Origin of the sequence: Streptomyces indicus (genome assembly GCF_900100315.1) — a bacterium.
GTDB classification, from domain to species: Bacteria; Actinomycetota; Actinomycetes; order Streptomycetales; family Streptomycetaceae; genus Streptomyces; species Streptomyces indicus.
Genome location: NZ_FNFF01000013.1, coordinates 1 through 21,926, shown reverse-complemented (window position 1 = coordinate 21,926; position 21,926 = coordinate 1). Strand labels below are relative to the sequence as shown.

The 21,926-nt window shown below is 70.7% G+C and carries 20 protein-coding genes and 1 pseudogene; 13 read left to right on the top strand and 8 right to left on the bottom strand.

Annotation, left to right across the window (positions count from 1 at the left end):
- Positions 1 to 6 precede the first annotated feature (6 nt).
- The 7 genes from BLT97_RS26650 to BLT97_RS26620 all read left to right on the top strand — a co-directional run bounded on the left by BLT97_RS26650 (position 7) and on the right by BLT97_RS26620 (position 6,355).
- Positions 7 to 1,296, top strand: coding sequence for an amidohydrolase family protein (locus BLT97_RS26650; protein WP_093614531.1), 1,290 nt, complete (start codon positions 7 to 9; stop codon positions 1,294 to 1,296).
- Positions 1,293 to 2,546: an amidohydrolase family protein gene (locus tag BLT97_RS26645; protein WP_093614529.1), complete on the top strand. Its 1,254-nt coding sequence runs from the start codon at positions 1,293 to 1,295 to the stop codon at positions 2,544 to 2,546. The genes BLT97_RS26650 and BLT97_RS26645 overlap by 4 nt, the downstream gene beginning before the upstream one ends.
- Before the next feature lie 35 nt (positions 2,547 to 2,581).
- Positions 2,582 to 3,295, top strand: a complete 714-nt coding sequence (locus BLT97_RS26640; RefSeq protein WP_093614527.1) for a VIT1/CCC1 transporter family protein — start codon at positions 2,582 to 2,584, stop codon at positions 3,293 to 3,295.
- 60 nt (positions 3,296 to 3,355) lie between these two features.
- Complete coding sequence (locus BLT97_RS26635; RefSeq protein ID WP_093614525.1) at positions 3,356 to 3,604, top strand: Clp protease N-terminal domain-containing protein; 249 nt, start codon at positions 3,356 to 3,358, stop codon at positions 3,602 to 3,604.
- Positions 3,605 to 3,706: 102 nt separating this feature from the next.
- Positions 3,707 to 4,597, top strand: a complete 891-nt coding sequence (locus BLT97_RS26630; protein WP_093614523.1) for a sterol desaturase family protein — start codon at positions 3,707 to 3,709, stop codon at positions 4,595 to 4,597.
- A complete protein-coding gene (locus BLT97_RS26625; protein ID WP_093614521.1) occupies positions 4,594 to 5,292 on the top strand; it encodes a lysoplasmalogenase in 699 nt (232 codons plus the stop codon). Before BLT97_RS26630 ends, BLT97_RS26625 begins: the two co-directional genes overlap by 4 nt.
- A gap of 19 nt (positions 5,293 to 5,311) precedes the next feature.
- On the top strand, positions 5,312 to 6,355 hold the full coding sequence (locus BLT97_RS26620) for a zinc-dependent alcohol dehydrogenase family protein (RefSeq protein WP_093614519.1): 1,044 nt from the start codon (positions 5,312 to 5,314) through the stop codon (positions 6,353 to 6,355).
- Positions 6,356 to 6,412: 57 nt separating this feature from the next.
- Here BLT97_RS26620 and BLT97_RS26615 read toward each other — a convergent pair whose 3' ends face one another.
- From BLT97_RS26615 to BLT97_RS26605, 3 genes are all read right to left on the bottom strand, one after another.
- Positions 6,413 to 7,465 (bottom strand): CopD family protein, encoded by a 1,053-nt coding sequence (locus BLT97_RS26615; protein WP_093614517.1) that lies wholly within the window; start codon positions 7,463 to 7,465, stop codon positions 6,413 to 6,415.
- 65 nt (positions 7,466 to 7,530) lie between these two features.
- Complete coding sequence (locus BLT97_RS26610; protein ID WP_093614515.1) at positions 7,531 to 8,811, bottom strand: cytochrome P450 family protein; 1,281 nt, start codon at positions 8,809 to 8,811, stop codon at positions 7,531 to 7,533.
- A 128-nt stretch (positions 8,812 to 8,939) separates the two neighbouring features.
- Positions 8,940 to 10,466, bottom strand: a complete 1,527-nt coding sequence (locus BLT97_RS26605) for a S8 family peptidase (protein WP_093614513.1) — start codon at positions 10,464 to 10,466, stop codon at positions 8,940 to 8,942.
- 345 nt (positions 10,467 to 10,811) lie between these two features.
- Between BLT97_RS26605 and BLT97_RS26600 the strand changes: the two genes are divergently transcribed.
- The 3 genes from BLT97_RS26600 to moaA all read left to right on the top strand — a co-directional run bounded on the left by BLT97_RS26600 (position 10,812) and on the right by moaA (position 13,982).
- Positions 10,812 to 11,174: a DUF485 domain-containing protein gene (locus BLT97_RS26600; RefSeq protein ID WP_093614511.1), complete on the top strand. Its 363-nt coding sequence runs from the start codon at positions 10,812 to 10,814 to the stop codon at positions 11,172 to 11,174.
- Complete coding sequence (locus BLT97_RS26595; protein ID WP_093614509.1) at positions 11,171 to 12,808, top strand: solute symporter family protein; 1,638 nt, start codon at positions 11,171 to 11,173, stop codon at positions 12,806 to 12,808. The genes BLT97_RS26600 and BLT97_RS26595 overlap by 4 nt, the downstream gene beginning before the upstream one ends.
- A gap of 181 nt (positions 12,809 to 12,989) precedes the next feature.
- A complete protein-coding gene (gene moaA, locus BLT97_RS26590; RefSeq protein ID WP_218137326.1) occupies positions 12,990 to 13,982 on the top strand; it encodes a GTP 3',8-cyclase MoaA in 993 nt (330 codons plus the stop codon).
- Positions 13,983 to 14,078: 96 nt separating this feature from the next.
- Here the strand turns inward: moaA and BLT97_RS26585 are convergent, their stop codons facing one another.
- Together BLT97_RS26585 and BLT97_RS26580 are read right to left on the bottom strand one after the other, a co-directional pair.
- Positions 14,079 to 14,312, bottom strand: a complete 234-nt coding sequence (locus BLT97_RS26585) for a hypothetical protein (RefSeq protein ID WP_093614505.1) — start codon at positions 14,310 to 14,312, stop codon at positions 14,079 to 14,081.
- A gap of 187 nt (positions 14,313 to 14,499) precedes the next feature.
- Positions 14,500 to 14,883: a DUF3099 domain-containing protein gene (locus BLT97_RS26580; protein WP_093614503.1), complete on the bottom strand. Its 384-nt coding sequence runs from the start codon at positions 14,881 to 14,883 to the stop codon at positions 14,500 to 14,502.
- Positions 14,884 to 15,097: 214 nt separating this feature from the next.
- On the opposite strand from BLT97_RS26580, the gene BLT97_RS26575 reads away from it, so the two are divergent.
- Positions 15,098 to 15,379: a GlsB/YeaQ/YmgE family stress response membrane protein gene (locus tag BLT97_RS26575; RefSeq protein WP_093614501.1), complete on the top strand. Its 282-nt coding sequence runs from the start codon at positions 15,098 to 15,100 to the stop codon at positions 15,377 to 15,379.
- Between the two features lie 177 nt (positions 15,380 to 15,556).
- Here the strand turns inward: BLT97_RS26575 and tyrS are convergent, their stop codons facing one another.
- The 3 genes and pseudogenes from tyrS to BLT97_RS26560 form a co-directional block, all read right to left on the bottom strand.
- On the bottom strand, positions 15,557 to 16,825 hold the full coding sequence (gene tyrS / locus BLT97_RS26570) for a tyrosine--tRNA ligase (protein WP_093614499.1): 1,269 nt from the start codon (positions 16,823 to 16,825) through the stop codon (positions 15,557 to 15,559).
- Between the two features lie 142 nt (positions 16,826 to 16,967).
- Positions 16,968 to 18,370 (bottom strand): annotated as a pseudogene (locus tag BLT97_RS26565) (metallopeptidase TldD-related protein).
- 103 nt (positions 18,371 to 18,473) lie between these two features.
- A complete protein-coding gene (locus BLT97_RS26560; RefSeq protein WP_093614497.1) occupies positions 18,474 to 20,009 on the bottom strand; it encodes a TldD/PmbA family protein in 1,536 nt (511 codons plus the stop codon).
- A 128-nt stretch (positions 20,010 to 20,137) separates the two neighbouring features.
- Between BLT97_RS26560 and fabG the strand changes: the two genes are divergently transcribed.
- A complete protein-coding gene (gene fabG, locus BLT97_RS26555; protein ID WP_093614495.1) occupies positions 20,138 to 20,854 on the top strand; it encodes a 3-oxoacyl-[acyl-carrier-protein] reductase in 717 nt (238 codons plus the stop codon).
- A 5-nt stretch (positions 20,855 to 20,859) separates the two neighbouring features.
- On the top strand, positions 20,860 to 21,633 hold the full coding sequence (gene fabI / locus BLT97_RS26550; protein ID WP_093614493.1) for an enoyl-ACP reductase FabI: 774 nt from the start codon (positions 20,860 to 20,862) through the stop codon (positions 21,631 to 21,633).
- The last annotated feature ends 293 nt before the right edge of the window (positions 21,634 to 21,926 follow it).

Below are 21,926 nucleotides of genomic sequence, written 5' to 3'. Positions count from 1 at the left end.
CATGTCGTGACCGATCCGCAGGACCCGTACCTGATCATCTCCTCGGACTGCCACGCAGGGCTGCCGACCGAGGAGTACCGGCCGTATCTGGACTCCCGTTTTCACCGGGAGTTCGACGAGTTCCTCGCGGGCCGCGACCGGCGCCGCGAGGAAGCGACCCGCCTCGGCATCCGCAACGAGGCCTTCGCCGACAAGTGGTTCAGCGACAACGAGGAGGGTCTGAGGGGTGGTTGGGACGTCGCCCAGCGCCTGAAGGAGCTGGACAGCGACGGGGTGGCCGCCGAGGTGGTCTTCCCGGACGCCGACGCCGTGGACTCCCAGACCGCCGCGCCCTTCGGCGTGGGCCTCGGGCTCTCCGGAGACCAGGACCCCGAGCTGGGCATGGCGGGGGCGCAGGCGCACAACCGCTGGCTCGCGGAGTTCGTGAGCCAGAACCCCGAACGGCACTGCGGTGTGGCCCTGTTGCCCATCACCGCGGAGCCGGACAAGGTCGTCGCCGAGATCCACCGGGCCAAGGAGTCCGGGCTCGGCGCGCTGATGATCCCCTCGATGTGGGTGGACCATCCGCCGTACCACGACCCGCGCTACGAGCCGATCTGGGCGGCGGCCGCGGAGACGCAGATGCCGCTGGTCACGCACTCGGGTGCGGCGCCGCGCCACGAGTACGGCGACCACCTCGGGATCTACGTCAGCGAGGTGACCTGGTGGCCGGCGCGGCCGCTGCACTTCCTGATCTGGTCGGGGGTGTTCGAGCGGCACCCGGGCCTCAAGTTCGGTGTGGCGGAGTCGGGTTGCTGGTGGCTGCCGAACCTTCTGTGGTTCATGGACCGGCTCTACCTCGGTGCGCACGGGGGCAAGAAGCTCTCGCCGTTCTCGGCGCTGAAGCGGCCGCCGAGCGAGTATCTCGACCGCCAGGTGTTCATCTGCGCCACCAACACCAAGCGGCGCGAGCTCGCCCAGCGGTACGAGATCGGCGTGGACAACATCCTGTGGGGCTCGGACTTCCCGCACCCGGAAGGCACCTGGCCCAACACCCGTACCTGGCTCAAGAACACCTTCCACGACATCCCGGTGGCCGAGACCCGCCGGATGCTGGGCCTCGCCGCCGCCGAGGTCTTCGGCTTCGACACCGACAAGCTCGCGTCGATCGCCCGCCGCATCGGCCCGACCCCCGCCGACCTGGGCCAGCCCGAGGACCAGGCCGCCGTCGAGGCCTCCTGGGCCCGCTCGCGCGAGGTGGGCCGGCACTGGCTCACCGGCAACGACTTCCCGACGATGGGGGTGACCGCGCCATGACCAACGGCAGCGAGGACCGCTACACCGTCATCTCCGCCGACTGCCACGCCGGCGCCGATCTCCTCGACTACAAGCCCTACTTGGCGTCCAAGCACCACGAGGCCTTCGACGCCTGGGCGGCCACGTACGTCAATCCGTACGAGGACCTGCTCGCCGACACCGCGGACAAGAACTGGAACTCCGACCGGCGCGTGGCCGAGCTGGAGGAGGACGGGATCGTCGCCGAGGTGGTGTTCCCCAACACCATCCCGCCGTTCTTCCCCTCCGCCGCCCTCATGGCGCCGGCGCCCACGCGCGAGGAGTTCGAGCAGCGCTGGGCGGGGCTGCGCGCGCACAACCGGTGGCTGGCGGACTTCTGTTCGCTCGCGCCCGGCCGCCGCGCGGGGGTCTTCCAGATCCTGCTCAACGACGTGGACGAGGCGGTCAAGGAGATCCGCTGGGCGCACGGGGCCGGCCTCACGGGCGGTCTGCTCCTTCCCGGCACGCCGCCGGGCTCGGGCCTGCCCGAGCTCTACTCCCAGGAGTACGACGCCATTTGGGCCACCTGCGCCGAACTCGGCATCCCGGTGAACCACCACGCGGGCTCGGCGTCCCCGCCGCTCGGCGACGAACCTGCCGCCCGGGCCGTGTTCATGGTGGAGACCACCTGGTTCTCGCACCGGGCTCTGTGGCACTTGATCTTCGGCGGTGCCTTCCGCCGCCACCCGGACCTGAAGCTGGTCCTCACCGAACAGGGCTCGGGCTGGATCCCCGGCGTCCTGGACATGCTGGACTACTACCACGCACGCCTGGTGAAGGCGGCGACGAAGGCGGCAGGCCCGAAGGCCAACACGGCCGAGTCCAAGTTCGGCCAAGGTCTCGCGGCCTCCATGGGCAAGGGCCCCTCCGAGGTCTGGGCGGAGAACTGCTTCGTCGGGGCCAGCTTCATGCGCCCCCATGAGGTCCCGCTGCGCGAGCGCATCGGCCTCGACAAGATCATGTGGGGCAGCGACTACCCGCACGACGAAGGCACCTACCCGTATACGAGGGAAGGTCTGCGGATCGCGTACGCGGGGCTGCCGCGCGAGGAGGTCGCGGCGATGGTCGGCGGCAACGCGGCCCGGGTCTACGGCTTCGACCTGGACTTCCTCGACCCGATCGCCGCGAAGGTCGGGCCGACGGTCGGGGAGATCGCCGAGCCCCTGAAGGAACCGCCGGCGGACGCGACCTCGCCGGTGTTCGCCCCGGGGGGCAAGGTCCGCGTGTGGTGACCCGTCATGCCGGGAGGTTCTGAGAACCTCCCGGCATGACCGACGTCGACACCCCTCACGAGCCGCACGACCAGGGCATGTCCACCCGCCTCAACTGGCTGCGGGCCGCCGTACTCGGCGCCAACGACGGCATCGTCTCCACCGCCGGCCTCGTGGTCGGCGTCGCGGGCGCCACGGGCGAGCGCTCCACCCTGCTCACGGCGGGCCTCGCGGGACTGCTCGCCGGCTCCATGTCCATGGCGGCCGGCGAGTACGTCTCCGTATCGACCCAGCGCGCCTCCGAGAAGGCGGCGCTCGCCCAGGAGAAGCGCGAGCTGCGCGAGCAGCCGGCGGCCGAACTCGACGAGCTGACCGAGCTGTTGGAGGCGCGCGGCCTCAGCGCGGACGTGGCCCGCGAGGCGGCGGAACAGCTCACGCAGAAGGACGCGCTGCGCGCCCACGCCCGCGTGGAACTGGGCATCGACCCGGACGAGCTCATGAACCCCTGGCACGCGGCGTGGGCTTCGTTCCTTGCCTTCACGGTCGGCGCCCTGCTCCCGCTCCTCGCGATCGTCCTGCCGCCTTCGTCCGTACGGCTCTACGTCACGGTCGGCGCCGTCCTGGCGGCGCTGTGCCTCACAGGCTGGTGGAGCGCCCGCCTGGGCGCGGCCCCCACGGGCCCCGCGGTGCTGCGCAACGTCCTGGGCGGCGCGCTGGCGATGGCGGTGACGTATGGGGCCGGGTCGTTGTTGGGGGCGGTGGGGGTGTGAGCGCGGGCAGGCCGTGCACGGGTGTTCCCCCGTCGCGAGGAAGAGGGGACCCTGCTTCGTATGGCTGCCGACCGCACGCGCCGCACTCCCGACCGCCCCCTCATCCGCACCCCGCGCTACGAGCAGGTGCTCGCCGAGGCCGAACGGATCGCCGCCGGACTCGGCCACGACTACGTGGGAGTCGAGCACATCTTCCTGGCGGTCCTGCGCGACCCCGCAGCCGTCCCCACCCAGGTGCTCGCCGGGATCGTCGATCCGGTCGACGTCGACGAGGCGCTCAGCGAGGTCATGCGCACGTATCACCGATGAGCGCCATTGGCGGAGATCGCCAAGAACGGGTGCGTACCGCAGGTAATACTTGTCGGTAACAACCTCTAGCCCCAGCCCGACCAGCACCCTTACCGTGCATCCATGCCGAACCTGCCCGATGTGGTGCTGTGGTCCATCCCCGCGTTCATCCTGCTCACGGTCATCGAGATCGTGAGCGTGCGGCTGCATCCCGACGAGGACGCCGCCGGTTACGAGACGAAGGACGCCGCCACCAGCATCACCATGGGGCTCGGCAGTCTGGGCTTCGACTTCCTGTGGAAGATCCCGGTCGTCGCGATCTACACCGCCGTGTACGAGCTCACGCCCGCACGCGTGCCGGTGCTGTGGTGGACCGTTCTGCTGATGCTGCTCGCGCAGGACTTCTTCTACTACTGGTCGCACCGCGGCCACCACGTCATCCGGATCCTGTGGGCCTGCCACGTGGTGCACCACTCCAGCCGGAAGTTCAACCTCTCGACCGCGCTGCGCCAGCCCTGGACCTCGGTCACGTCCTGGCCGTTCTACCTGCCGCTGATCGCCTGCGGGGTCCACCCGGCCGCGCTCGCATTCTGCTCCTCGGCGAACCTCGTCTACCAGTTCTGGATCCACACCGAGCGGATCGACAAGCTGCCGCGCTGGTACGAGTTCGTCTTCAACACCCCCTCCCACCACCGCGTCCACCACGCCTCCCAAGGCGGCTACCTGGACCGGAACTTCGGCGGGATCCTGATCGTCTGGGACCGGATGTTCGGCTCCTTCGTGCCCGAGACCGAGCGCTGCGTCTTCGGGCTCACCAAGAACATCGAGACCTACAACCCGTTCAAGGTGGCCACCCACGAGTACGTCTCGATCGCCAAGGACCTGAAGGCGGCGCGGAGTTGGCGGGAGCGGGCCGGGCGGGTGTTCCGCGGGCCCGGCTGGGCGCCCCAGCCCGCCCAGGCACCGGTGGCCGCGCCGCCGGCCGAACCGGCCGCATCGGAGCGTGTCGCGTGAAGCGTGTCCTGCTGTGGGCGTTCGGGGCCGCCCTCGCCGGTGACCTGCTCTCCCTGCTCGCGGACTGGGACCCCGGGCACATGGTCTGCAAGCCGCTGCTCGTCCCGCTGCTCATGGCGTACGCGTACGTCTGCGGCGCTCCGCGGCTGCTGCTCACCGCCCTGTTCTTCGGCTGGACCGGCGACGTGCTGCTCATGTTCGACGCCGACCCGGCCTTCCTCGCCGGCATGGGCGGCTTCGCGGTCGGACATGTCTGCTACCTGGTGCTCTTCGCCCGGCAGGGGACATCCCGTCCGTACACCGCCCTCCTGGCGGCGGCCTACGGGCTTGTCCTCGCCGTGACTCTCGCCCTGATGTGGGGCGACCTGCCGGGGGACCTGCAGGTGCCGGTGGCCGCGTACAGCCTGCTGCTCACCGCCATGGCGCTCAGGGCCGCACGGATCGGCCTCGTGGCCGGAGTCGGCGGCGCGCTGTTCCTGCTCTCGGACACCCTGATCGCCACCGGCCTCGCCGAGTGGCCGCAGCTGCCGCGCCCCGATTTCTGGATCATGCTCACGTACGCGGCGGCCCAGGCGCTCCTGGTCAAGGGCGTGCTCGACGGACTCGGCGCGCAGAACGCACCGGCCACGGCGTACGGTGAGAGCCGCGCCGGCGTCGGAGACTCCGAGGCCGGACGCGCCCGCAGCACCCCGTAGAGCCGAAGGACGACCCGCCATGCGCGCCACCACCATCCACGCCCCGTACGACATGCGTGTGGAGGAGGTGCCGGACCCCAAGGTCGAGCAGCCCACCGACGCGGTCCTCCGCGTCCTGCGGGCCTGCATCTGCGGCAGCGACCTGTGGGCCTACCGCGGCGAGGCCGCGCGCCAGAAGGGGCAGCGGATCGGGCACGAGTTCCTCGGCATCGTCGAGGAGACCGGCTCCGACGTGCGCGGCTTCCAGGCGGGCGACCTCGTCGTCGCGCCGTTCATGTGGTCCGACGGCGTCTGCGACTACTGCACCGAGGGGCTCACCACCTCCTGCGTGCACGGCGGCTTCTGGGGCGCGGTCGGGCACGACGGCGGCCAGGGCGAGGCCGTCCGCGTGCCGCACGCCGACGGCACGCTGGTGAAGCTGCCCGCCGACGCCGCCTCCGACGACCACCTGCTGTCCGCGCTGCTCACGCTCTCGGACGTCATGGGCACCGGCCACCACGCGGCGCTCGGCGCGGGCGTGCGCGAGGGCTCCACCGTGGCCGTCGTCGGCGACGGCGCCGTGGGCCTGTGCGCGGTGCTCGCCGCCAAGCGGCTCGGCGCCGAGCGGATCATCGCGCTCGGCCGCCACCAGGTGCGCACGGACATCGCCCGCCGGTTCGGCGCCACCGACGTGGTCGCCGAGCGTGGCGAGGAGGCCGTCGAGGCGGTACGGAACCTGACCCGCGGCCAGGGCGCCATGTGCGTGGTCGAGGCCGTGGGCACCGAGCAGTCGATGAGCACGGCCGTGAACATCACCCGCGACGGCGGCGCCATCGGCTTCGTCGGCGTCCCGCACGGCAGCGGCACGGGCCTCGACCTGGGCGTCATGTTCGACCGCAACATCGCGCTGCGCGGCGGTGTCGCACCGGTACGGACGTACATCCCGGAGCTGCTGCCCGACGTGCTCGACGGCACCATCGACCCGTCCCCGGTCTTCGACCTGACGGTCGGCCTCGAGGAAGTGCCGGAGGGCTACAAGGCGATGGACGCGCGGACGGCGCTCAAGGTGCTGGTCAAGCCGTAGGTGCCGAGGGCGCCGGGCACGTCGTAGTCCCTGGCCGCGACGCAGCGCCGTCGCGGGCTAGCCCCACAGCGGGGTGTCCCACCAGATCGGCGCCGGCACCGCGGTGAGCAGCGCCGAGACGGCGACCGCAAGACCGAGCACGACCACTTCGGCGCGGGCCGGGGCGATCGCCGCCCAGGCCCCGCGCCGCAGCCGTGCCCTGGCCGCCACGGCGAGCCCCGCGATCACGAGGACGAGCAGCAGCTTGGCGACGAGCACCCGCCCGTACGCGCTGGTGAACAGCGAGTCGAGCGGCAGCTTCCGCAGGGTCGAGCAGATGCCCGAGGCCGTGATCGCGGCGAACAGCACCGCCGCGACCCGCGCGTAGAGCCCGAGCAGCGCGGCCGACTGCGCGGGCCACGGGCGCCACAGGCGCAGGGTGCGCAGCACCCACAGGAGCCCGCCGGCCCAGAGCGCGGCGGAGGTGAGGTGGACCAGGGTCAGCGCGCTGCCGACCAGTGGGTCCTCCTCGGGGCCGATGGCGGGGTGGGCGCGCAGTGCCTCCGCCGCGGCCATCACCGCGAGCGGCAGGAACGCGCTGCCGGGGCGTCGTGACTGGGCGCAGTACCCGGCCGCGATGAACGCGTTGACCTCCAGGAGCGCGAGCCGGCCGTCCGTGGTCTGCCACAGCCGGCCGGGACGCAGTTCGGCGAGGGAGTCCGGCGGGATGTTGCCGTTGGCCACGATCAGGGCGAGCCATACGGCGGCCACGGCGCCGAGGCCGGCGGCGGCCAGGGACCAGTTCGCGGGCCGTGGCGCGGGGGCGCCCGGCACACGCCGGGTCAGCCAGCCGTCGGCTGCGTGTCCGGCGAGGACGCACAAGGCGCCGAACATGACCGTCCGCAGGAGCGTGACCAGGCCGATGCCGGGCGCGTCCGCCTCGCCCGTCTCGTACAGCGCGAGGTCGGGTCCGAGCAGCGGGACGAGCGCGGCGAGCAGCAGCAGGACGAGCACGGCGCCGCCGCGGCGCAGCGCGGATCTTCGCTCGGCGGCCGACGGGGCGTCAGCTCCCCTGCTGCCGTCGGCTTCTTCGGCCGGGGCGGCCGCAACGGAGGGGCGGGACACGGTCATTGATCGATTTTGACCGAAACAATGTGATTGTCGCAATGGTTGACGGGGCCGATCGGCCCGCAACCTCAGTCGCCGAGCACCACCGGCAGCGCCTCCAGATCGTTCTGCGTCAGCACCGGCGACCTGCGCAGTTCCTCGGCGGGCACCGCGAGCCGCAGCCCCGGGAAGCGGGCGAACAGGGCGGGCAGCGCGATGGCCGCCTCCAGACGGGAGAGCGCGGCCCCCGGGCAGATGTGCGGCCCGTGCCCGAACGCGAGATGACGGCCGGCGTCGGCCCGCGTGATGTCGAAGGAGTCGGCGTCCGCGCCGAACGCTCCGGTGTCACGGCCGATGGCGCGGTACGACATCACGACGCCCTCGCCCTTGCCGATCACGAACCCGTCGTCCCCCGGGCTCCCGGCTCCGCTCGGGCCGGGGGCGCCCCCATCGGCCACCACGATGTCCTCGGTCGCGAACCGCATGAGCAGATGCGTCACCGGCGGATCCCAGCGCAGCGCCTCCTCGATCACCGCCTCCCACGGCACCTCGCCGGCCAGCACCAGGGCCAGCTGGTCGGGATGGGTGAGCAGGCCGCGTACCGCACTGAGCAGCAGCGCGATCGTGGTCTCGTGCCCGGCGGCGATCATCGACTGCAGGTTGCCCGCGATCTCCTCGCGGCTCATCGGCGCACCGCCCTGGTCGGCGAGGATCAGCGCGCTCGTCAGGTCGTCACCGGGCGCGGTCCGCTTCTCGTCGACCATGGCCAGGAAGATCCCGTAGATCTCCGCCATCACCGCGAGGCGCTCGTCCTGGGGTGTGAGCATCGAGAAGAACGCCTTCCACAGGCGCATCTGCCGCGGTATCTCGGACTCCGCCACCCCCATCAGGTGACAGACCACGGCCATCGGCAGCGGCCCGGCGAACGCCGGCTTGAGGTCGACCGCTTCGCCCGGCGCCGTGCGCGCCCGCTCCGCCATCGCGTCCAGGAGCCGCTCGGTATACGTACCGATCACCGGCCGCAGCTCCGTCACCCGGCGCGGGGTCAGCGCCTGCGCGATCTTCGTGCGCAGCCGCCGGTGCTCCGCGCCGTCCGTGGTGAACATCGACGGCGGTACGTCGACCATGCCGATCAGCGGCCAGTCGCGCGTCACCGCGCCCGAGGCGAACAGGTCCCACGCGCCGATGTCCTTCACCAGCCGCGGATCGGTGAGCAGCCGGCGGGCCACGCCGAGCGAGGTGACCGTCCAGGCGGGGGCGCCGAGCAGATCGATACGGACGATCGGTCCGGCCGCGCGCAGCCGGGCGGTCTCGCTGTCCAGATCCTGGACCAGGGGGTCGATGGGGAGTGCGGTCGGCGACGCGTTCACCTGCGGCCTCCGGAGGCGGGGGAGTGGCGGGGCGGTGGGCTGCGCACATGCGCACGGGCCCGCCCCTCGAAAGGGGCGCGCCCGTGCGGTACTTCAGTGTTCTCGAACTCGGTGCATCAACCGTGCGGTCAGTTCACCGCGTCCAGCGCGTCGACGATGCCGGCCCCGTAGAACCCGTTGGTGCGCTTGCCCTCCTTGCACCACGCGTCCACCACGCCGTCGCCGTCGCCGTCGTACGGCTCCGTGGGGCAGCCCGGGTTGTCGGCCTGGGCCTTCAGCATGGACTGGAGCGCCGTCGGGCCCGCCCACGGGTACTTGCTCTTGAGGAGCGCGGCCACACCGGCGGCGTGCGGAGACGCCATCGAGGTGCCCTGCTTGAAGCCCCAGCCGCCGCCCGGGAGCGTCGACAGGATGCGGCCGTTCTTCGACGGGGTGTCGGGGATCTGGTACTTGTCGCCGCCCGGCGCCGCGACGTCGACGACGCCCTTGCCGTACGTGGAGAAGTACGACTTGGCGCCCTTGACGCCCGTGGAGCTGACCGTGACCACACCGGGCAGCTGCGTCGGGATGTCGAAGCACTCGTGCGGGTCGATGGTGCGCTCGACCGGAGTGGAGTCGTCCGGGCTCGAGTCGTCCACGATCGCGTCGGAGTCGAGGTCGTGGTTGGAGTTGCCCGCGGCCGCCACGTTGAGCGTGCCCTTGCGCTGGGCGTACAGCTGCGAGCGGTTGACCGCGTCGACGATCGCCCGCTGGTCGGGGTCGTCCATGCAGTTGTACAGCCACGGGTCCACGTAGTAGCTGTTGTTGGTGATCTCGATGCCCTTGTCCGCGGCGAAGACGAAGGCGCAGACCACGCTCTCCGGGAAGAAGAGCTGGGTGTCGGGCTCGGACACCTTGATGCCCGCGACCTTGACGCCGGGGGCGACACCCGCGACACCGACACCGTTGCGCGCGGCGGCGATCTCGCCGGCCACGTGCGTGCCGTGGTCGTGCGTGGGGTCGGTCGGCCGCCAGGCGCCGGGGGAGGTGTCGGGCTTGCCGCCCACACAACTCGCGGACTGCGAGGCCGAGAAGTTGGGCGCGAGGTCCGGGTGGGTGTCGTCCACACCGGTGTCGATCACGCCGACGGTGACCTTGCCGCTGCCGGGGTTGATCTTCGCGGCCTTGTCCGCGCCGATCGCCCGCAGATCCCACTGGTCCGCTTCGAGGGGCTCCTGGCCCGGGCCGGCCTCGCCGCTGACCTTCGCGGCCTCGGCCGCGGAGAGCCGGTCGGTGCCGCCCTCCTGCGTGATGCCGGCCGGTGCGAGCGGCGCCGTGCGAGTCGCGCCCGCGCTCTGCACGCCGCGCACCTTGCGTATCTGCTCGCCGAACGAGGGGTTCGTCGAGTGGACGACGATCACGCCGATCTGCCGGTAGGTGATGACGACTTCACCGCCGGCCTTGGCTATCGCCTTCTCCACGGCGGAGATCGTGCGGTGGTCCGTCCGCGTGTTGACCACATACGGAAGCTTCGGACCGGTCTGCGTGGTGGCCGTCGGCACCTCCGCCGACGTCGCGGCCTGGGCTGCGGCCGGGGCGACGCCGAGCGTGGCCAGGGTGAGCACCAGGCCCAGCGGCGCAGCGATGCGGCGCCGTCTGGAACGCAGATGAGTCATGGGATCTCCACTTCATCCGTTGAGGGAACGGTTGTCCGATACGCGCAATCACCCGAACTGGTGGTGATGTCCGGCCAGTTGACGCGCGTAACGAACGCGAAGCTATAGCCCGTGACGAGGGCCCAGCAATGGGGCGACGGGAGCGGGCGAAAAAGTTTCCGACAGAACGGGTGGGGCGTTGAACCGGAACGCGCGCGTCGCCGTGCGGTTGGCAGGGGGAGAAGCCAGCATCAGCCCCCTGTTGGATCACGCCGCGGAGGCCTAGAGTCGCCCTCCGGCCCGGAGTGATCCCCGTCACTGCGAGGTCGTATGTCCCCAACCACCGCTTCTGCGCAAGGAGTCTCCGTGGCCACCGACGCACCACCACCCTCGAAGGGTGGAACAGGTCCCGAAACACCGTCGACCGAGGCCTTCCGCGAGGTTCAGGAGAGCGCGGAGTTCGGCGAACTGCGCCGGTCCTACCGCTCCTTCGCGTTCCCGCTCACGGTCGCCTTCATCACCTGGTACCTGCTGTACGTGCTGCTCTCGAACTACGCGGGCGGCTTCATGGGCGCCAAGCTCTTCGGCAACATCAACGTCGCCTTCGTCTTCGGCATCCTCCAGTTCGTCACCACGTTCCTCATCGCCTGGTGGTACTCGCGGCACGCCGCCGCGAAGCTCGACCCCAAGGCCGAGGCCATCAAGTCCCGTATGGAGGGCGGCGCATGAGCCCCATGACCTTGCTCGCGGGCGACACCGTGCTCGCGGCCAACGAGGCCAGCGAACACCGGCCGCTGATCATCTCGCTGTTCGCGGCCTTCGTCGTCGCCACGCTCTTCATCACCATCTGGGCCGGCCGCCAGACGAAGGACGCCGCCGACTTCTACGCGGGCGGCCGCTCCTTCAGCGCCTTCCAGAACGGCCTCGCGGTCTCCGGCGACTACATGTCGGCCGCCTCGTTCCTCGGCATCGCGGGCGCCATCGCCCTGTTCGGGTACGACGGCTTCCTCTACTCGATCGGCTTCCTCGTCGCCTGGCTGGTGGCGCTCCTGCTCGTCGCCGAGCCGCTGCGCAACTCCGGCCGCTACACGATGGGCGACGTGCTCGCGTACCGCATGCGCCAGCGCCCCGTCCGTACGGCCGCCGGCACCTCGACCATCGTCGTCTCGATCTTCTATCTGCTCGCGCAGATGGCGGGCGCGGGTGTCCTGGTCTCGCTGCTGCTCGGCATCACCTCGGACGCGGGCAAGATCGGCATCGTCGCCCTCGTCGGCGTCCTGATGATCGTGTACGTGTCCATCGGCGGCATGAAGGGCACCACCTGGGTCCAGATGGTCAAGGCGGTGCTGCTCATCGGCGGCACCCTGCTCATCACCTTCCTGGTGCTGCTCAAGTTCAACTTCAACATCTCCGACCTGCTCGGCACCGCCGCCGAGAACAGCGGCAAGGGCGCGGCCTTCCTGGAGCCCGGCCTCCAGTACGGCCTGAACGCCACCTCGAAGCTGGACTTCATCTCGCTCGGCATCGCCCTGGTGCTCGGCACCGCGGGACTGCCGCACATCCTGATCCGCTTCTACACGGTGCCCAACGCCAAGGCCGCCCGTAAGTCGGTGAACTGGGCGATCGGCATCATCGGCGGCTTCTACCTGATGACCATCGCGCTCGGCTTCGGCGCGGCGGCCCTGATCAAGCCGGACGAGATCATCGCCTCCAACCCGGCCGGCAACACCGCGGCCCCGCTGCTCGCCCTGCACCTGGGCGGCGTGGACTCGGCCTGGGGCGCGATCCTGCTGGCCACCATCTCCGCGGTGGCGTTCGCGACGATCCTTGCCGTGGTCGCCGGTCTGACGCTGGCCTCCTCGTCCTCCTTCGCGCACGACATCTACGCCAACGTCATCAAGAAGGGGCAGGCCACCGAGAAGGAGGAGATCCGCGCGGCCCGCCTCGCCACCATCGGCATCGGCGCGGTCTCCATCCTGCTCGGCGCCATGGCCCGCGACCTCAACGTCGCCGGTCTGGTCGCCCTCGCGTTCGCGGTCGCCGCCTCGGCCAACCTGCCGACGATCCTCTACAGCCTGTTCTGGAAGCGGTTCACCACCCAGGGCGCGCTGTGGTCGATCTACGGCGGTCTGATCGTCGCCGTCGGCCTGGTGCTGTTCTCGCCCGTCGTCTCCGGCGACCCGAAGGCGATGTTCCCGGACGTGGACTTCGCCTGGTTCCCGCTGAAGAACCCCGGCCTCATCTCCATCCCGTTCGGCTTCCTCATGGGCTGGCTCGGCACGGTCCTGTCCAAGGAGGAGCCCGACACCGGCAAGTACGCGGAGCTCGAGGTCCGCTCGCTCACCGGCACGGGCGCCCACTGACCGTCGCTGTACGGCGCAAGGCGCTTTGTATATGGCATACGCCCTGCTCACGGCCGCGTCGTAGGACTCTACGACGCGGCCGTGGCCGTAGCTGTGCGATCAGCACCCTGATGCGTGTCAGCCCCCTCGCGTACGCTTTCCACAGAAGGACGTTCACCGGAATGTGCGAGGGAGGGGCCACGTGCTCATCGACACGTTCGGCCGCGTGGCCACCGATCTCCGGGTCTCACTGACCGACCGGTGCAATCTGCGGTGCACGTACTGCATGCCCGAGGAGGGCCTGCAGTGGCTGGCCAAGCCCGATCTGCTCACCGATGACGAGATCGTCCGCCTGATCCGTATCGCCGTCACCCACCTCGGCATCGAAGAGGTCCGCTTCACCGGCGGCGAGCCGCTGCTGCGCCCCGGGATCGTCGGCATCGTCGAGCGCGTCGCGGCCCTCGAGCCGCGCCCCAAGATGTCCCTGACGACCAACGGCATCGGCCTCAAGCGCACCGCCACGGCCCTGAAGGCCGCCGGCCTCGACCGGGTCAACGTCTCGCTGGACACCCTGCGCCCCGACGTCTTCAAGACCCTCACCCGCCGCGACCGCCACCAGGACGTGCTCGACGGCATGGCCGCCGCCCGCGAGGCCGGCCTGACCCCGGTCAAGGTCAACGCGGTCCTGATGCCGGGGCTCAACGACGACGAGGCCCCGGACCTCCTCGCCTGGGCGATGGAGAACGAGTACGAGCTCCGCTTCATCGAGCAGATGCCCCTGGACGCCCAGCACGGCTGGAAGCGCGAAGGCATGATCACCGCCGGCGACATCCTCCAGTCGCTGCGCACCCGCTTCACGCTCACCGAGGAGGGCCAGGAGGAGCGCGGCTCCGCCCCGGCCGAGCGCTGGATCGTCGACGGCGGCCCGCACACGGTCGGGGTGATCGCCTCGGTCACCCGCCCGTTCTGCCGCGCCTGCGACCGTACGCGCCTGACGGCCGACGGCCAGGTCCGCACCTGCCTGTTCGCCACCGAGGAGACCGACCTGCGCGCGGCCCTGCGCGCCGAGGACTCCTCGGACGAAGAGGTGGCCCGCCTGTGGAAGCTGGCGATGTGGGGCAAGAAGGCCGGTTCCGGCCTTGACGACCCGACGTTCCTGCAGCCCTCCCGCCCCATGTCGGCGATCGGCGGCTGAGCCGCCCCGGTCAGACGCAGAGGGCCTCGCCGCGATCGTGCGGCGAGGCCCTCTGCGTCTGACCCAGGTGCCGTACGGCCCCTGCGGTGTACAGGCTCACGACTCCTGTGCGGCCTCCCAGTCGGCGAGCCGCACCACGTCCTTCAAGAACCCGCGCACACCCAGGAACTGGGACAGGTGCTCGCGGTGCTCCTCGCAGGCGAGCCAGGTCTTGCGCCGCTCCGGCGTGTGCACCTTCGGGTTGTTCCAGGCGAGCACCCAGACCGCGTCGGTCCGGCAGCCCTTGGCGGAGCACTGAGGGGTGTCGAGGGAGGGTTCGGGGAGGATCACGCCTCAACCCTAAACGCTCCGGAAAAGGCGACGCCGAGCAGCCACGGGGGGAGCTGCCCGGCGTCGGTCCGTCGCTCCGACGGGGGATGCGGAGCGCGTACGAAGTATGTCACGGGGGACCCCGTGCGGTGCACCGGAACTACATGATTGATCTGAGCTTTTCTTGAGCTTTGCGGACCGGTGCAGGTCAGCTCCGGGTGCCGGAACCCTCCTGTCCCTCCCGCGCCGCGGATTCCGGCACGGATTCCGCACGGTCGGCCACGGAGGGTGGCGGCAGCACCGGCCGCACGGGGGCCGGGACGAAGGTCGAGGGCAGCGAAGGGGCGTTCTCCCGCCCGGCGTTGGCGATCACGACCGCGATGTAGGGCAGCAGCATGCCCGCGGCGAGCGCCACGATCGCGACATGCCGCTCCACGTTCCACAGGACCGCCGCGAGAATCACCGAAAGAGTGCGGATCGACATGGAGATGACGTAGCGCCGCTGCCGTCCCCGTACGTCGTCCGCGAGCGACTGGCGCGCCCCGGTGATCCGGAAAACCTCTGCTCCGCCCGTCGTGCGCTGCTTCCGCATCACGTTCCACCACCCGCTCACACCGCCGGACTCTCCCCGGACCGGACACGGCTCCACGGTACGCCCGGCCTGCGCAGCATTCGAGACCGGGTTGGCTCCGGCCCGGGCGGACGGCCTGCGCCGTACCGCGTATGGGTCTGCCCGACATGCGCCGTATGGCGCAGGGGCGGAGACTGGCCGTACTGCTCACCCGTGCGCATATGAGGAGGCGGTCATGGGCTGGTTGTGGGCGATCATTGTGGGATTCGTGCTGGGCCTGCTCGCGAAGGCGATCCTGCCCGGCAAGCAGCACATGCCGCTCTGGATGACGACGATCCTCGGCATCATCGGCGGTGTGGTCGGCAACTCGCTCGCGGCCGGTTTCGGCATCGACGAGACCCGGGGCATCGACTGGGGCCGGCACGCGCTGCAGATCGCGGCGGCGGTCGTGCTCGTCTTCCTGGGCGACATGATCTACAAGGCGGTCAAGGGCGGCAGCAGCAGACAGGTCACCTGACATCCCGCACGTGAAGAGGGGCCGGTCCGTGTGGACCGGCCCCTCTTCTTGTCGCTTCGTGCGGACGGCTTCTCGTGGGCCCCGTACGATCGGATGGTTTCTCGTGGGCCCCGTACGATCGGATGGTTTCTCGCGGGCCCCGTGCGTACGACGCTGCGTACGCCGGCGTACGGCGGGTCAGCCGGCGGCGACCTCGATCGCCGCCAGGTTCCTCTTGCCGCGCCGCAGCACCAGCCAGCGGCCGTGCAGCAGCTGGTCCCGGGTGGCGACCGCGTCCTCGGCGGCGACCTTGACGTTGTTCACGTACGCGCCGCCCTCCTTCACGGTGCGGCGCGCGGCCGACTTCGACGCGACCAGGCCGACCTCGGCGAACAGGTCCGTGACCAGGCCGAGCTCGGTGACCTCGGCGTGCGGCAGCTCGGACAGGGCGGCGGCCAGCGTGGCCTCGTCCAGGTCGGCGAGCTCGCCCTGGCCGAACAGCGCCTTGGAGGCGTTGATGACGGCCGCGCACTGGTCGGCGCCGTGCACGAGCGTGGTGAGCTCCTCGGCCAGCGCGCGCTGCGCGGCGCGGGCCTGGGGGCGCTCCTCGGTCTGCTTCTCCAGCTCTTCGAGCTCCTCGCGGGACTTGAAGGACAGGATGCGCATGTACGTGGAGATGTCCCGGTCGTCCGTGTTCAGCCAGAACTGGTAGAACGCGTACGGCGTGGTCATCTCCGGGTCGAGCCAGATGGCCCCGCCCTCGGTCTTGCCGAACTTGGTGCCGTCCGACTTCACCATCAGCGGCGTCGAGTAGCAGTGCACCTGCGCCTCGGGGTGCAGCCGGTGGATCAGGTCGATGCCGGCCGTCAGGTTGCCCCACTGGTCCGAGCCGCCCTGCTGGATGACACAGCCGTAGCGCCGGTACAGCTCCAGGAAGTCCATGCCCTGAAGGAGCTGGTAGCTGAACTCCGTGTAGCTGATGCCCTCCTGGGACTCCAGGCGGCGGGCCACCGAGTCCTTGGTGAGCATCTTGTTGACGCGGAAGTGCTTGCCGATGTCGCGCAGGAACTCGATCGCGGACATGCCCGCGGTCCAGTCCAGGTTGTTCACCATCTGTGCCGCGTTCTCGCCCTCGAAGTCGAGGAACGGCTCGATCTGCGCGCGCAGCCGCTGCACCCACTCGGCGATGACCGCCGGGTCGTTCAGCGTGCGCTCGGCCGTCGGGCGCGGGTCGCCGATCTGGCCGGTCGCGCCGCCCACCAGGGCGAGCGGCTTGTGCCCGGCCTGCTGCAGCCGGCGCAGCGTGAGGACCTGGACGAGGTGGCCCACGTGCAGGCTCGCCGCGGTCGGGTCGAAGCCGCAGTAATACGTGACGGGGCCGTCCGCGAGCGCCTTGCGCAGGGCGTCTTCGTCAGTGGACTGGGCGAAAAGGCCGCGCCACTTCAGCTCGTCGACGATGTCCGTCACGGTCCTGGTTCTCCTCGGGAGTGGTGAAGCGCCCGCGGTTAGCCGGGGCGCTGCACCAGTCTATGGGGGCGGGGGTACGACGGCCGAACGCATTCCGATCGGCAAGACCGCCCGGCCGGCCCCGGACCCACACCCCCGTGACTCACACCCCCTGGCTCACCGAACTCATGTTGAAGTCCGGCACCCGCAGCGGCGGCTCGCGGCGCGCGTGAAGTAGTCGCCCCACTCGCGCGGCAGCGTCTTCTCCGTGCGGCCCGCCTGCGTGGCCCGCCCGAGCAGGTCGACCGGCGACTCGTTGAAGCGGAAGTTGTTCACCTCGCCGACCACCTCGCCGTGCTCGACGAGGTACACGCCGTCCCGCGTCAGACCGGTCAGGAGCAGCGACGCGGGGTCGACCTCGCGGATGTACCAGAGGCAGGTGAGCAGCAGCCCGCGCTCCGTCCCCGCGACCATCTCCTCCAGCGAGCGGTCCTCGCCGCCCTCCAGGATCAGGTTGTCGATGTCGGGGGCGAGCGGCAGCCCGGTGAGCCCCGCGCTGTGCCGGGTGGTGAGCAGCTGCGCGAGCTCGCCCTCGCGGATCCACTCGGTGGGCCCGAGGGGCAGCCCGTTGTCGAACACGGACGAGGTGTCCCCCGAGGCGTGGGCGATGACGAAGGGCGCCGACTCCAGGCCGGGCTCGTCCGGGTCGCTGCGCAAGGTCAGGGGCAGTGCGCTGAGCCGCTCGCCGATTTTCGTGCCGCCGCCCGGCTTCGAGAAGACCGTGCGCCCCTCGGCCGCGTCCCGTCCCGCCGAGGACCAGTACTGGTAGATCAGCAGGTCCGCCACGGCCGTCGGCGGGAGCAGCGTCTCGTAGCGGCCCGCCGGCAGCTCGATCCGCCGCTCGGCCCAGGCGAGGCGCTGCGCGAGCTCGGCGTCGAGCGCGCCCGGGTCCACATCCTTGAAGTCCCGCGTCGCGCGCCCGCCCCACGCCGAGCGCGTACGGTCCGGGGACTTGGCGTTGAGCTCAAGGGTGCCGTTGGGCTGGTCGTGCCGCAGACGCAGCCCTGTCGACGTACCGACATAGCTCGAAGTCATCTCGTGGTGCGCGAAGCCGTACAGCTCGCGGTCGCCGGCGCGGGCACGCGCGAAGGCCTCGCCGAGCGCGGGAGCGAACTCCGCGAAGACGGCCGACGAGGTCTCGGCCGGCGCCTCCGTGAACCGCGGCGACGCGGGCGTGCCGGACACCAACTCCTGGGCGTCCTCGGCCGGTTCGCCGTCCCGCGCGGCCTTCTCGGCGGACCGTACGAGATCCTCCAGGTCCGCCGCCGTGACGGCCGAGCGTGAGACGACCCCGGAGGCGGTGCCCTCCTTGCCGTCGACGGTGGCGATGACGGTGAGGGTGCGGCCGCGCGTCACACCGTTGGTGGTCAGCGCGTTGCCCGCCCAGCGCAGATTCGCGCTGGACTCCTCGTCGGCGATGACCACGCACCCGTCCGCGGTGGAGAGTTCGAGGGCACGCTCCACGATCTCGTGCGGCTTGCTCACACCGTTCCTGCGCGCGCTCATCGACCGGCCTCCTGCGTCGTGTTGAGACTGTGCTTTCCCGGGGCGTGACACCAGCGGCTCCGCCGCGGGCCCCCGGACCCCCAGCCGATTCCGTGGCTGACGCTCATCGACCCGCCTCCTGCGTGGTGTTGAGGATGTTCACGTTCTGGAAGAGGGCCGAGGGGCAGCCGTGCGACACCGCCGCCACCTGGCCGGGCTGCGCCTTGCCGCAGTTGAAGGCGCCGCCGAGCACATACGTGTCCGGGCCGCCGACCGCCGCCATCGAACCCCAGAAGTCGGTGGTCGTCGCCTGGTACGCCACATCGCGCAGCTGGCCCGCGAGCCGGCCGTTCTCGATCCGGAAGAAGCGCTGACCGGTGAACTGGAAGTTGTAGCGCTGCATGTCGATGGACCAGGACCGGTCGCCGACCACATAGATCCCGCGCTCGACGCCCGCGATCAGCTCGTCGGTCGTGGGCCCCGCGGGCGCGGGCTGCAACGACACGTTGGCCATCCGCTGCACGGGGACATGGCCGGGGGAGTCCGCGTACGCACAGCCGTTGGACCGCTCGAAGCCGGTGAGCTTCGCGATCCGGCGGTCCAGCTGGTAGCCCACCAGCGTCCCGTCCTTCACCAGATCCCAGGACTGGCCCTCGACGCCCTCGTCGTCGTACCCGACGGTCGCGAGGCCGTGCTCGGCGGTGCGGTCACCGGTCACGTTCATGATCTCGGAGCCGTACTTCAACTTGCCGAGCTGGTCGAAGGTGGCGAACGACGTGCCCGCGTACGCCGCCTCGTAACCGAGCGCACGGTCCAGCTCGGTCGCGTGCCCGATCGACTCGTGGATGGTCAGCCAGAGATTCGAGGGATCCACGACGAGGTCGTAGCGCCCCGCCTCCACACTCGGCGCCCGCATCTTCTCGGCCAGGAACTCCGGGATCTGCGCCAGCTCGGCGTCCCAGTCCCACACCGCTCCGCCGACGAGGTACTCCCAGCCGCGGCCCACCGGCGGCGCGATGGTGCGCATCGAGTCGAACTCGCCGGTCCGCTCGTCCACCGCCGTGGCCGTCAACTCCGGGTGCAGCCGCACCCGTTGCTGCGTGGTGACGGTGCCGGCCGTGTCCGCGTAGAACTTGTTCTCCTGCACCGTCAGGAGCGAGGCGTCCACATGCGCGACCCCCTCGGCGCGGAGCAGCCGCGCGCTCCAGTCGGCGAGCAGCGCCGTCTTCTCGGTGTCCGGCACGTCGAAGGGATTGATCTCGTACGAGGAGACCCACTCCTTGTCGGCATGCACGGGCTCCGCAGCCAGCTCCACGCGTTCATCCGACCCCGCCGCCGCGATGACCTGCGCCGACAGCTTCGCCATGGCGACGGCCTGCGAGGCCACCTTCGCGGCGGCGTCCATCGTCAGATCGACCCCGGAGGCGAAGCCCCAGGCCCCGCCGTGCACCACTCGTACGGCATAGCCGAGATCTGTGGTGTCCGACGAACCGGACGGCTTCGCGTCCCGCAGCCGCCAGGCCGCGCTGCGCACCCGCTCCATGCGGAAGTCGGCGTGCTCCGCGCCGAGCGCACGGGCCCGGGCCAGCGCGGCGTCGGCGAGCGCGCGCAGCGGAAGTGCGGTAAAGGTCGCGTCGAGGGCGTGAGGTGCTTGCGGCACTACGGCACCAGCTTTCTGTAGGGACCCGACAGGGACTGCTCCGAGCCACTGTGGGTGACCGATTCTCCGTAACCGAGGCGGGCCAGATAAGTTTCCGGGTATCCGACCACTATCGAAAGGGTGATCCGTTGAGCCGCTCGGTTCTCGTCACCGGAGGAAACCGGGGCATCGGCCTCGCCATCGCCCAGGCCTTCGTGGAGGCAGGCGACAAGGTCGCGATCACATACCGCTCGGGCGACCCCGCGGAGCTCGAGAAGCTGGGTCTCCTCGCCGTCAAGTGCGACATCACCGACAGCGAGCAGGTGGACCAGGCCTACAAGGAGATCGAGGAGAAGCACGGTCCCGTCGAGGTGCTCGTCGCCAACGCCGGCGTCACCAAGGACCAGCTCCTCATGCGGATGTCCGAGGAGGACTTCACGTCCGTCCTCGACACCAACCTCACCGGCACGTTCCGCGTGGTCAAGCGCGCCAACCGCGGCATGCTGCGCGCGAAGAAGGGCCGCGTCGTCCTGATCTCGTCGGTCGTGGGCCTGCTCGGCTCCGCGGGCCAGGCCAACTACGCCGCCTCCAAGGCCGCCCTCGTCGGCTTCGCGCGCTCCCTCGCCCGTGAGCTCGGCTCGCGCAACATCACTTTCAACGTCGTGGCGCCCGGTTTCGTCGACACCGACATGACCAAGGTCCTCACCGACGAGCAGCGCGCGGGCATCGTCTCGCAGGTGCCGCTCGGCCGGTACGCGCAGCCGGAGGAGATCGCCGCGGCGGTCCAGTTCCTGGCGTCCGACAACGCTTCGTACATCACTGGTGCCGTCATCCCGGTTGACGGCGGACTGGGAATGGGTCACTGATCACCATGGCTGGAATCCTCGAGGGCAAGAAGATCCTCATCACCGGTGTGCTGATGGAGTCCTCCATCGCCTTCCACACGGCCAAGCTGGCCCAGGAGCAGGGCGCGGAGATCATCCTCACCGCATGGCCGCGGCCGACGCTGACCGAGCGCATCGCGAAGAAGCTGCCCAACCCGGACGTCAAGGTCCTCGAGCTGGACGTGTCCAACGACGAGCACCTCGCGCGTCTGGAGGGCCAGGTCCGTGAGGTGCTCGGCGACCGTCTCGACGGTGTCGTGCACTCCATCGGCTTCGCGCCGCAGGACGCCCTCGGCGGCAACTTCCTGAACACGCCGTTCGAGTCCGTCTCGACCGCCATGCACGTCTCGGCCTTCTCGCTGAAGTCGCTGACGATGGCGCTGATGCCGCTGATGACCGAGGGCGGGTCCGTCGTCGGCCTCACCTTCGACGCGAAGTTCGCCTGGCCGCAGTACGACTGGATGGGCCCGGCCAAGGCCGCCCTGGAGGCCACGAGCCGCTACATGGCGCGTGACCTGGGCAAGCACGACATCCGCTGCAACCTGGTCTCGGCCGGCCCGCTCGGCTCGATGGCCGCGAAGTCCATCCCGGGCTTCGGCGAACTGGCCGCGGTCTGGGACTCGCGCTCCCCGCTCGAGTGGAAGCTGGACGACCCGGAGCCGGCCGGCCGCGGCGTCGTGGCCCTGCTCTCGGACTGGTTCCCGAAGACGACGGGCGAGATCGTCCACGTGGACGGGGGACTGCACGCGATCGGCGCGTAGTTCTTTGTACGGGGTGGTGGGCGCCGTTCGCTTGTACGTGACTGTGGGCGCCCTTCGCCGGTACGTGGCTGTGGGCGCCGCGGCCCGCACGGGCGAGGTGCTCCGCCGCTCCGCTACGGTGGGGTGGTGCGGGGGCTGACGCCCCCGCCTCCTCTCCGGGGCTCCGCCCCAGCCTCCTCTCCGGGGCTCCGCCCCTGCACCCCGGCGGGGCTCCGCCCCTGCACCCCGTGGGTGAGATGACGTCCGGGGGCCGTCGCTCTTCGTGACCCGCCGGATGGTGCTGCGGTTGCCCG